This window comes from Psychrobacter sp. AOP31-B2-9 (assembly GCF_052378005.1).
Classification (GTDB): Bacteria; Pseudomonadota; Gammaproteobacteria; order Pseudomonadales; family Moraxellaceae; genus Psychrobacter.
The window spans coordinates 1-11926 of sequence record NZ_JBQSXG010000098.1 but is presented as its reverse complement, the minus strand read 5'-3'; the positions used below and the strand labels follow the sequence as shown (position 1 = coordinate 11926).

Annotated in this window: 10 protein-coding genes and 1 pseudogene; 3 read left to right on the top strand and 8 right to left on the bottom strand. The window is 41.1% G+C overall.

The annotated features are described in order from the left end of the window. The first annotated feature begins 190 nt into the window (after window positions 1–190). From ACT3SX_RS10820 to ACT3SX_RS10810, 3 genes and pseudogenes are all read left to right on the top strand, one after another. Window positions 191–3085: a heavy metal translocating P-type ATPase gene (locus ACT3SX_RS10820; RefSeq protein ID WP_442074949.1), complete on the top strand. Its 2895-nt coding sequence runs from the start codon at window positions 191–193 to the stop codon at window positions 3083–3085. 216 nt (window positions 3086–3301) lie between these two features. Then, a protein-coding gene (locus tag ACT3SX_RS10815) for an IS3 family transposase (RefSeq protein WP_444761726.1) occupies window positions 3302–4467 on the top strand; the annotation gives its coding sequence in 2 pieces (ribosomal slippage) (window positions 3302–3560 and window positions 3560–4467; 1167 coding nt in all). A 48-nt stretch (window positions 4468–4515) separates the two neighbouring features. After that, window positions 4516–4659: pseudogene (locus tag ACT3SX_RS10810) on the top strand (IS3 family transposase); the annotation flags it as partial. A 36-nt stretch (window positions 4660–4695) separates the two neighbouring features. On the opposite strand, the gene ACT3SX_RS10805 reads toward ACT3SX_RS10810, so the two are convergent. The 8 genes from ACT3SX_RS10805 to ACT3SX_RS10770 all read right to left on the bottom strand — a co-directional run bounded on the left by ACT3SX_RS10805 (window position 4696) and on the right by ACT3SX_RS10770 (window position 11658). Continuing rightward, a complete protein-coding gene (locus tag ACT3SX_RS10805; protein ID WP_444761725.1) occupies window positions 4696–4914 on the bottom strand; it encodes a hypothetical protein in 219 nt (72 codons plus the stop codon). A gap of 9 nt (window positions 4915–4923) precedes the next feature. Further along, window positions 4924–5250: a hypothetical protein gene (locus tag ACT3SX_RS10800; RefSeq protein WP_444761724.1), complete on the bottom strand. Its 327-nt coding sequence runs from the start codon at window positions 5248–5250 to the stop codon at window positions 4924–4926. A gap of 113 nt (window positions 5251–5363) precedes the next feature. Continuing rightward, window positions 5364–5927 (bottom strand): hypothetical protein, encoded by a 564-nt coding sequence (locus ACT3SX_RS10795; protein WP_444519252.1) that lies wholly within the window; start codon window positions 5925–5927, stop codon window positions 5364–5366. A gap of 50 nt (window positions 5928–5977) precedes the next feature. After that, entirely contained in the window at window positions 5978–6613 is a 636-nt protein-coding gene (locus tag ACT3SX_RS10790; RefSeq protein WP_444753324.1) for a hypothetical protein, read from the bottom strand. A 227-nt stretch (window positions 6614–6840) separates the two neighbouring features. Further along, complete coding sequence (locus ACT3SX_RS10785; RefSeq protein ID WP_444519215.1) at window positions 6841–7578, bottom strand: hypothetical protein; 738 nt, start codon at window positions 7576–7578, stop codon at window positions 6841–6843. 13 nt (window positions 7579–7591) lie between these two features. Next, window positions 7592–8464 carry a hypothetical protein gene (locus tag ACT3SX_RS10780; RefSeq protein ID WP_444519214.1) on the bottom strand — a complete coding sequence of 291 codons (873 nt, stop codon included), beginning with the start codon at window positions 8462–8464 and terminating at the stop codon, window positions 7592–7594. Beyond that, the gene (locus ACT3SX_RS10775) at window positions 8464–11325 is read right to left on the bottom strand and encodes a DUF2345 domain-containing protein (RefSeq protein ID WP_444761723.1); all 2862 of its coding nucleotides are present in this window, start codon (window positions 11323–11325) and stop codon (window positions 8464–8466) included. Before ACT3SX_RS10775 ends, ACT3SX_RS10780 begins: the two co-directional genes overlap by 1 nt. Before the next feature lie 267 nt (window positions 11326–11592). Then, window positions 11593–11658 (bottom strand): hypothetical protein, encoded by a 66-nt coding sequence (locus ACT3SX_RS10770; protein ID WP_444519226.1) that lies wholly within the window; start codon window positions 11656–11658, stop codon window positions 11593–11595. Window positions 11659–11926 lie beyond the last annotated feature (268 nt).

Below are 11926 nucleotides of genomic sequence, written 5' to 3'. Positions count from 1 at the left end.
AAAATTGTTATCTACGATAGCAGTTTAATATTGCTGTAACGATGTGTTTTTTATGAATTATCAGTTGTTATTGTTGTTATATACTTTCATAGGTACTGAGCACTTTTAATAATAAGTACGTATATAAAAGCGAATTTACTGCAAGTGAATATGGTTCGAGCAAACCTGTCTAAAGGAAGTAAGCGCGATTATGTCTAGTGTCCCTCCGTCAATAGAATCAGCATCTACTCCAAGTCATCACCATGAAAATAGTTCGATCACCGAAGGTCTAGTGCTGCCACTCGCTGGTCACTGCTTTCATTGCGGTGACCCTGTGCCGCAGCCGCCGTTTTATGCCGATATATTGGGTCAACCACGTGAGATGTGTTGTATGGGCTGTCAGTTGGCAGCGCAGAGCATCGTAGAAGCTGGGCTTGAGCAATATTATCTGGATCGCTCAGAGATCAGCCGTACGGCCAGCTTACCAGTAGAGATGACTCGCCTGGAAGCTTATGATCATGATGAAATAAAGCAGCAGTTTGTGTATGCACAGGATGGCATGTCGGTGGCAGAGCTGTCTGTGAACAATCTGCGCTGTGCGGCTTGTACGTGGTTGATTGAGTCACGTCTCGATGAGTTGGACGGTATCAGTAAATGTCAGGTGAATTTGACCAATCAGCGTATGCGGGTGATTTGGAACGAAGATAAGCTACCAATTAGTCGTATTTTAGCGGTTATCAATGAAATCGGCTATGAAGCTAAGCCTTATCGTCAAGACACGCATGAGGCTATGCTGGCACGGCACACCAATCAAATGCTGCTGCGCCTTGGTATCGCGGCATTGGGCTCGATGCAAGCGATGATGTATGCGGTGGCGCTTTATTTTGGTGAATATAGCGACATGTTGATATTGCAGCGTGACTTTTTGCGCTGGGTCTCATTGTTTGTCAGTACGCCAGTGTTTTTTTATGCTGGATTACCGTTTTTTACGTCAGCTTGGTCAGCGATTCGCGCCCGTCAAGTCAATATGGATGTGCCCGTCAGTATCGCACTGGTTGTGACTTTTGGCGCCAGTCTTTATGCCACTATTACTGGGCAAGGCGAGACATATTATGATTCGGTCAGTATGTTTATTTTCTTTTTATTGGCAGGGCGTTACATCGAGCATAATGCCCGCCTCAAAGCCGCGACCATGGCCAACGATCTGGTGGTGGTTGAGCCGGTATTGGTGCAAAAAATTGCGGAAGATAAGCAAGCGGCTGAGTGTATCTTGCAACAGATTTCGCAGAACCTGCTCAATGAAACATCGGCTAGTAACGAAAGTGAAAGTGTTGTTATTAATAGCACTGATTTGAATATCAATATGGCAAGTAACGTAGCAAGTAACCAGAATTTATCAAGTGCTATGCCCAATTTTATGAAGCGCATAGATAATAACGTTCATGAGCTAACCGCACGTATCGCCGAAGACTGGCAACAATCGCGTAATCAGAGCTTCTCCTTATCAAAAAAAGAGTCAAAACTAGAATCAAAACCAGAGTTAACAACAGACGTCAGCGTCGAAGAAAAAAATAGTATACAAGATAAAAAAATGGTGACCGCTCACAGCTTGCAAGTGGGTGACATCATCATGGTAGAGGCTGGATCTGAGATTATCAGTGATGGTATTTTGCTCAGTCCAACTGCCACAGTTTCACAAAGCTTGCTGACAGGCGAGGGCGACTTGATTATAAAATCTCAAGGCGACTATATCGTTGGCGGTGCGCAAAACGACAGCCAGCCATTTGAGATGCTGGTTACCGCATTGCCAGAAGACAGTCAGATCGGCTTGATTGACAGACTTATGAACCGTGCCATGAGTGAAAAACCAAAACTGGCGCAGCAAGCGGATAAGCTAGCACGCTGGTTTGTGGCGCGGATTTTAGTATTGTCCGTCTTAGTGTTCGTTGGCTGGTATATCGTTGATCCAAGCCAAGCCATTTGGGCGACAGTCGCCGTATTGGTCGCGACTTGTCCTTGTGCGCTATCTTTAGCGACGCCTATCGCGCTAACGGTAGCGACCAATCGACTCGCTAGCTATGGTTTTTTGACCACGCGTGGACATACACTACAAACGCTTGCTGAAATAACCCATGTGGCTTTTGACAAGACAGGAACGCTGACTTACGGTAAGCCAAACTTGCTCAATATCGAGTTAACGGATTTTTTAAATCAAACAGAGACAGAAGGTTTAACATTATCTGATCAAAAAGATAAGATATTAGCCATCGCTGCTGCTCTAGAAGTGGGTAGTCGGCATCCCATTGCCCACGCATTGCTCACGGCGGCTTATCAACTGCATTTGCCAACCACGCAAGCATTACAGCATTATCCAGCGGGTGGGGTAGAAGCGACAGTTGATGGTATGTCATATCGAATTGGTCATGTGGATTTTGCCTTAGACAATACCAATGATGCTAGTGTAAATAATAGTATAACTATTGATTTAGTAGCACAGCGTGCTAGTTCAGCGGTAGTTTTGTCTTGTCAAAATTATGATTCAGAAAACTGGCAGGCGCTGGCATGCTTTTATTTCAATGATAAGGTGCGTGATAGTGCTAAGTCGATGATTGATGCACTGAAAGCGCTAGGCATTGAGTCTGTGATGCTGACCGGTGACCCAAGTCCACAAGCATTAGTCATGGCTGAAGGTTTGGGTATGCAATCTGCTTATAATGGTCTATCGCCAGCTGATAAAGTCAATCATATTCAAAGCTTGCAATCTAAAGACGCGGTCGTACTGATGGTCGGTGACGGTATCAATGATGCACCAGTATTGGCAGCGGCAGATGTCTCCACCTCAATTGCTGGCGCGGCAGATTTGGCGCAAGTATCGAGCGATAGTATTATCTTAAATGGTCACATTGAGGCGATTACTGCGGCCAAACGTATCGCTGATAAAACAGAACGTATCATCAAGCAAAACTTTCGCTGGGCCATTGCTTATAACAGTATCGTTCTCATACCAGCCGCTTTGGGCTACGTGCCACCATGGCTCGCTGCTATTGGTATGTCACTCAGCTCATTGTTTGTGGTCTTAAATGCATTGCGTTTGAAGCGCGCTTAGGAGTGATTATGGAAACTGCACTATGGTTAACAAAAGGTACTAGGGCAATTTAAATCAACATGACATACTATCTAACCCTCATCCCTTTTTCATAATCAATAATAATAGGTTCGTGCAATGTATGTTGCTGTGAGTTCAGCATTACTTTTGATGAGCTATGCTGAAGAAACCGTAGAGATAAACTTGGTAAACTAAGCGTATTGACAGGAGTTTACCATGACCAAGAAAGTAAGAACCTACAGTGACGAATTTAAAGCCGAAGCTGTTAAAAAGATAGCAGACAACAACGGCAATATTTCAGCGACTGCAAAGCAGCTTGGCATTGCCATGCAAACGCTCTCAAATTGGCATAACAAAGCCAATCAAGGCAAGCTTATCGGCACAGAGCAATATGATCCCGACCTTATGAGTGCTCTTAAAGAGATAAAGCAGCTCAAACGCCAGCTTAAAGTTGCCGAAGAGGAGCGCGAAATACTAAAAAAGGCGACGGCGTACTTTGCGAAAAACAGCTAGTCAAGTACGCCTTTATCAAAGACAACCAGCAAGTCTTTAGCATTAGTAGCATGTGCCGCGTACTACAGGTTAAACCCTCAAGCTACTATGACTGGCTGGGTCGTCATATCAGCTGTCAGCAGGTACATCGTAATCAGTGCGAGTTATTGGTTAAAGCCGCGCACAGTGAAACCCTCGAACGCTACGGTTTTGAGCGTCTGCATGTGTATCTAAGCGGACAAGGACATAATATTAGTCTATACATGGTCAGAAGCATCAAAGAAGAATTTGGCATCAAATGCCGTCGTCACAAGCGCTTTAAAGTGACCACCGACTCTAATCACAACAAGCTGGTCTATCCGAATGTGCTGCATCAGCAGTTTGATGCCAATCGCCCTAACCAAGCATGGGTAAGCGATATTACTTATATCTGGACACATGAGGGCTGGTTGTATTTAGCGGGAGTCAAAGACTTATATACCAAAGAGCTGGTCGGCTATGCGATCAACAAACGCATGACCGCAGATTTGGTCTGTCGCGCATTGAACATGGCCATCAGGAATAAACGTCCAAACAAAGGGCTAATCGTTCACTCTGACAGAGGCAGCCAGTATTGCAGCCATGCCTACCACAAGATCGTTAAGCAGCATCAGTTTACAGGTTCAATGAGCGCTAAAGGTAATTGCTTCGACAATGCTCCAATAGAAAGCTTCTGGGGCACTTTAAAGAACGAGCTGGTATATCATCAGGATTATAAGACTAGATTTGCAGCGATCAACGATATTATTAGATACATCGAGCTGTACTACAATCAGACTAGAATTCAAAAGGGTTTGGGCTATAAATCACCAAGACAGATGTGGTTTGATTATTATCGTCAAGCTGCGTAACTAAAATCTCCCAAGTTTATGTATACGGATTTGACGGCAGGGGTCAGTGTGAGTGATGTTGAATTAGCAACCCTTGAATGGGTCGATTGGTTTAACAAAACTCGCATTCATAGTACGATTGGCTATGTGTCGCCTTTTGAGTTTGAGAGACGATACTATGATAGTTTTATTGAGTCAGACAAAGCTGCCTGACTCAAGCAATCAAGTCTCCGATATAGTCGGGGCGGTTCAACTTAACTTAATAGTATTTGATTCACATTGAACTACTGGCGGCTTTAGATTTTGCGATTCAGATGATAATTCTGGAGTTTGTGATACAGGTGGAGCTTGTGATGATATTGAGTTATCTGCATCTGGCTTAGGCTCACTTTGTAATAGATCTGCATCATGGCAGCTTGATAAATTTGCTGTTAGCATGACAGCTATTAGGATTGCTAAAATTTTCATATTGATCGCTTATTTGAATATTTTGGCAGCCTCTTGAACGAAGCCTCTTCTATTAGAAAAAGAAGGTTTATCATAACGGTTGATTACGGTTGATACTTCGTCAATATATTTACCCTCTACCCCTTTATCAGCACTTATATAGAGTTTTTTATCAAGCCAAAAGACAATGGCTGATCTTGCTGCATATTTGGGCTGTTCTAAAAGTTCTGGCGTTTCAAGAAAGTTTACTTTCTCATCTGACCATACTTTTGGATACATCTTATTCATTACCCCATAGTTGTACCTACCAGTAGTCGGGGGTGTGCTGTTGATAGTTGTGCTGTCCAGATTGCGCATGGGTTTGCGGCCGGGTTGTGAGACAATAATAAAAAACCACCCGAAGGTGGTTTAAGTAAAATAATAACAAACTAACCTTGCTCATCATCAAATTGCTAAAGCACTATAGCCATCTATTTAGATAACTCATTCACATTGTGTTCGTAGTATACAGTCGTAGCTGGGCTGTTGTAGTTGATGAGAATAGTGTTCTTGATTAACCTCCAATCGAAAACAGTGGCAACTTTGAAAAATTTGAGCTGTGTTGAATTTGTGTCCCTTATAATATTAGCGGCTAAAAGTGCGCTTTCTTCTGAGTTGTAGGTGATTTGATAAGCACCAAGATAACCTTCTCTTAAATCTTTGATACTAATAACTATTCCATCTATTGAGCAGGCATTTTTTAAAAAATTAGCTCCAAAATCTGAAGTTAGGTTATTCTCTATCTTTGATTTAGGCGTATTGCTTTTAGTAAAAGTTATATTGGCTTTGCTAGTTAATAAATTTGATTCTTTAATACCCAATTTGACGAATTCTTCATACATTGATAGTAAAGGCTCACCAGTACAGTTATCCTCAATACTAGATTCCATGAAAGTAGTTTCGTCTTTGGCGGTATTAGGCAGATCTTCAATAGCACTGCTTTCTATTGAGCACCCTAAAGGTACAAAAAATAGAAATAGAATAAACTTTTTCATATGGAACCTCTTGATTTTTTAATACACCATTATTTTTGCAACTAAGCATACTAAGGAAGGACTAATGTCCTTCCTCTGATTATGGGACGTACCGCTTTTAGGTATATTATTTTTGCATCAACATCTTTGTTTGATGTGACACCACCTAATTCGCGTAGGGCTTTATTAAAGCTAGAGAACCCATCATGCCCAAAGACTTCCAAACAACCCGCAGTACCTATCATGCTATCAGCTCTATTTGGATCACTTGTATTAGGCCCATCATGAATCAGGAAGTTTCCATATACTATCCATGCACCATTTTCTGCTGAGTCTGTACTGTGAAGCATATATTCTGGATACCATGTTAAAGAATGTGTTTGGTGATCCGCTAGTCCAGCAACTGAGTAACCCTCACTTCTTACATATCTTGGACCGAACCTTATTACTTGAAACGCTCTAGTATGTTTACCATTAGATATCCTTAGAGTATAAAGCGGAGTTTTATAGTGATTTTCAAAACTTCCATCTGGATAATCCCAAGTATAAGCATGATTACCATTAGGAGTTCCGTCTAGAGTTAGTGTCAACTTTTTTTTGACACGTGAAATCCTAGCATTTGTAGTTACAGAGTTTCGAGTAGTATTAGTATTTGTGGCATTAGGACCATAGAGAACAGCAAATGGATCATAATCTGGATTAGGCATAACGGCTCCCTTATTAAAATCATATTTCCAAGTGAAATTTAATTTCTTGCTCTATCAAGGTGTCGACTATTTTAGATGCATTATCTAAATATTTAGTTTTTATTTTAAATTTCGTTAAATTATCTTTGAAAAATATTAAATATAATATTCACTAGTGAGTTTGTATATAATAATGGTCTTGATTATAAAGTGATAATAATAAAAATTATTTAAGATTAGGAAAGTATTTATTGGATGACTGCTGAACAGAGCTTATTCATATCGTAATAATAAGTGTATTTTTCTAAACTGTCTTTTAATACAGCGTAGGTTTCCTGCTCTAAGTTTTTATAGTCGTATCCTATAAAAAACGTCATTCCATCCTTCAATACTATTTTATTATCAGCACACTGAATTATATATTTAGGACTAAGATTTGAAACTTCATTGTCGTTATCATATCTTATAAAAAAACTTACTTTTTTTATTTCTCCCATACGAACCTGTATAGGTAAATTTTCGAATGTTCCAGTCTGCTGAATTTTATCATCTTTAGTTATTTTAGATAAAATGCTATCACCAATTTCTCGATATCCGCTAGTTAAGTTTTCGTTGATATTATTGACAATAAAATTTCTGGTAATGCCATATACTGATGATTTACCAATAATCTTATCGATACTTTCTGTTTCATTGTTTTTTTTAATAAAGTAATGATATTCTGTTGAGTCAGAAAGAGTAGAGAAGTCAGTTAATACATTCTGATTATCAACATTATCAACATATGTAAGCCTTAATGGCGTATCAGCAGGTGTGTTAATTTTTTCTAAAATAATCTCTAGCTGCTTTTTAGTTAACTGTTCATGACATTTACTTTCGATGGAGCAGTCTACTGTGTTTGACAGATCATCTTTGATTTCAGTTTGAGCGCCACTTGTACAATTGCATAGTAATGCTATTGAGGATACTATTATTAATTTATTCATATCGTACTCTTTACTAAAAGACTTTTGGTATTTTTGGCGAAGATTCTTCTAACCAGTTTTCAATAATTTTAGAATTTTTTGCTAATATTTCTCTTTTATTAGTGCCATTGACAATCCATCTAGCTTGAGTGTAGTCTATAGTTGAGCTATTGATGTAATCGGAAAGTTTTTTATTAGTAAAAGTTCCTTCTTTCATTCCATAGATTATTATTGGCACAGAATATTTGTATTGAGATGCTAGCTCAGGGTGTTGTACAAAATCAACATTCAGAATTTCAGTAAATCTCTTATAGTTTGTTTTTCCTGTTATTTGGATGAGTCCACGACCTCTATATTTATAACCATCACCAGGCTTATCATTCCCAAGTAATTTTGCTTTAGGGGGATTGTATTGTATGTCGTAGTCATTAAAATATTCTTTTGAACCTACTTCTGGTAGATGGCTAAATAACATCACAGGATTTGTGTAATGGTAAGCTTCAATAAAAGCTGTTGAGAAGATATAAGATATTTCGTATAAATTAGGCTTGTGTCCGTAGCGTCCATTTTTAAAGTAGCTATTCATTATTTTACACACTTCCACTAAATTACTTTCACTAGCTTTATTAAACATATTTGCAACAGCTTTTTTGTTTTCACCCGTAATTAATTGAGTGATTCCTGACTTGAATCTCTCTACAAAATTTTCTACAACTATTAATTCGTCAATATCTTTAATTTTAACTTCCTTTATATTTTTTTTGCCTTTAGATTTATCGACAATATATCCATCTTCTTTTAAATTATTTATAAAGGCAGTAATTTGAGCGCCTGTAAGTGTCTCACCCATTGAACTAGGATATTTGGAAAGTTCAAGATTAGATAGATCGGTGTTACGAGAACTCATTATGTGCTCTCCCCATTGTTTATATTTAATAAATGAATTTTAATTTCTTGCTCAATTGAAGTGCGCATAATTTCAGTATAACCCTTAAAGTCAGTTATACCTTCAAACACTTCGCCAGTTACTTCAGCTTTTGCAATATAATCAGTAAAGCTATAAGGAATGTCATCATCATCGGTGAATCTAAATTGAGCAGTATGGTTATTTAGTCTCAAATGAACCTTAATCTCATCAGGATCAGAGCTATAGAAAGTCTCAGTGTTTCCTTCAATATCGGTAACACCCTCAAACGTCTCTTTCGTATTCTCATTGATAGCAATATATGGCGTATTGGCATAAGCAATATCATCATCGTCAGCGAACTTAAATTGTGCTTTATACATTGCGCCAGCCACTAAACTAGGCAACCCTGTCAAACCCTGTCCATCCATCCCGCCGCCATCACGACTATGCTTACCAGCCTTCTCCGTAAACTGCATCGCCGCAATCGTAATATCACCGCCATCTAAAGTGATACTCGCACCGCCCGCCGTTAGCGTAATCTTATTCGTCGCCACCACCTCAACTTCTTTAGTCGAGGATGACATATTCACATCTTGCTTCGCCGTCGCCTCAAGCTTCCCTGTATGCGCAGATAGCATAATATTGTCCTTGCCATTGGTCATACTGAACTGACCATCAGCAACCATCGTCAAAGACTCGCTACTGACCTGATGATGCCCATCGCCGCTACTCACCATCATATCTTGCTGAGTGGTCGTTATCATCTCACCCATAGATCGCTGAATCAGCGTATCGTCACTGACATAGCTCGTATCAGCAGCGCTATCGATCAGCGTATAGGGCGCTGTTTGATGGGTTTTGGTTTGCTGTTCCTCTGCGATGTTTTCTAACTGCGTTTTAATCGCTTTATGATCATTGACCTGACGTCCTAGTCCCGTTGCCAATTGCGTTAAGCGCTCAGCCAGATGCTGACCACCGAGTGCCGTTTGAGTGAGAGTCGGGGTGTGCTGTTGATAGTTGTGTTGCTCAGATTGCGCATGGGTTTGCGGCTGGGTAGAGAATACTAAAGCTTCGCCCGACTTGATATTGATTTGAGCACTGGTATTGGCATTGATACCTTGACGCTTACTACTGGCATCATCACTTTCAGCATTAATGATACCCATTTTTAGACTAGCAGCCACTTGACCGTCATCGACGTTTAGCTGCGAGTACGCTTGCTCATCTCTATGATCGGTAATCCATTCTGATAGGCCATTGCCCGTGTTGCGATAGCCGCTCTCAACCGCTTGTTCATTGTCCGTGGCGAATAGGCTAGGGCGCGTGCTGGATAATAAGCTACCCGTATTGATTAAGTGCTCACCATCACTGATAGACTGCATCAGGGTTTGGTCGTCAGTTCTATGAGTGAAGTGACTGCCATAGTTGGCCCCTGCTTGGGCTTCTAATCGATTGATAGGTTGGGCAGGGCTATCAAGCAGATAGCTTTTGGTCGGGGTCATATGATTGCGACTGTCGGTATCGCTTTGAGCATCTGTGATACCAGTCATTGGCGGTAGCACGCGTTTGCTATATAAGCTACCCACCCATGGCGTGTCTGCGGTAATCAGACGCAGCTGGGTTAAGTGAATGCCTGCCTCTAGAGTGGAGGCATGACGTTCATGATGGCGACGACTGATGGTTAGACCTGTCACGTGTGCCAGACTGTTGCGTGCCAAGTGTACGATATGGGTCGCACGATAGTGCTGATTGAGATGGTTGTGATCGACTAGTATAAAGGTATCGGCAACATTCAAATCGGTGGCATGGGCGAGTGCATGATAAACGCTATAGTGGCTTTGATGACTATTGGCGACGACAGTCGCTTCATCGATGGTCTCGGTATCTGTCACTGGGGCAAACGCAGCAGGAGTGTCTAGCGTGAGTGTTTGGCTACCTGCTTGATTGTCCTCGTCAGCACTATTATTTCTATCAGTGTTGGTGTTTGTAGCAACATCAGCAGACTGAGTGGGGTGTGCGACACTGGCACTATTAAAGCGCTGCACCGTTATAGAGCTTGGCTGAGTAACGATTTGCTCACTCAGTGCCAATACTGGCGCATGTACGCGGTCGTGTAATACTTGCTGATAGCGTAGCGCACCAATGTTTGCGCTGATGCCCTCGCTATCACTTGGACTCGCTGTGGTGATAATGAGCTTCGGCGGTGTATGTTCATCCGTTTGCTCATGACGCAGATAGGCGGTCAGTCCTTGACGTGCAAGCCGCTCACAGATATGTGTCCAGTCACTGATTTGCCACTGGGTCATGCGTGCAGGTGTCCAGCTGGCGTCTTCACTATTGCTATCATCGACGGTCTCTATCTCTAGAGTAGCTGTGCGTTCTGCAACCATTGATTGTACCGATAGGTCAGTGTCTATATGACAGCGTGGATGCTGATGCAAGCGATAGGTGAGGGGCTGTGCGAGCAGTCGATAATAACCATAGCTACCATCGTGATCCAATTGATGTATGGCCGTTAGGTATAAATGACGGTAATGTAGACCGCTTGGGGTATCAAAGCTTAAGGTAAGTGTGCTACCGATTAAGTCAGTGAGCGGTGTAAAGGGTGGGTGATGACGCTCATGAATATAGACATGAATTACATAAGTATCGATACCATGCTGCTGATGTTGTTGATTTCCATTGGGGTTTAACTGGGCAATGATATCGTTTTCACAAGACGCTTGCATCAGCTTGTTTTGCCACGCTTGATGAGCACTGATGTCTTGCTGCGCACTGGGATAGAGGGCTTGAGTGCTGCCCTCACTAGCATATAGCCTATCAGGGTGCATGGGTAGCACGGTGTTGGTCAAGCGTAACATAGTTATGTCCCTATTCTTTGCGCAACGGCATTATGTTTTTTTGAGCGCTGGCATCTGTATATCACTATTTTGTATGTTCCAAGATCGTTTTTTTGACTGATACCAAGGCGCTTTAGAGTAGTAAGTAAGGATGCCCGTTTTACTACAGTTCAAGCAACGAGCTCCTTCATAGTTATAACCGTTTAGATATCTTTTTACATTTTTAATTAATGCGTCATCAGCTATTTTAGCTAGTACTTTATTTTTCGTCATTTTAGGGACTAAACTCTACTGCCAACTGTGAATGGTGCTAGTACTAAGTTCATAAAGCAGGGAAGTTTCTTGGATCGTCATGCCATAAGCGATGCTAGAGAGTACTTGTTTGCGAAGGTCTATCGAATATGTCATCGTTTATTTCATTAAATACAGTTGTTAATAAGATATAGTTGGGTTCAAATAATTCCGATACAAGGAAACCGAGTGCAAGCTATACATTAATATGGTCAGCGAGGATGACGATGTAGCAGATTTATATGGGTTTGACTATAGTATTGATTTTACTTAGATTGAGTTATAGTTCTGATTCTAAACCCATATGCTATTTTTTAAGAGAACTATTTAC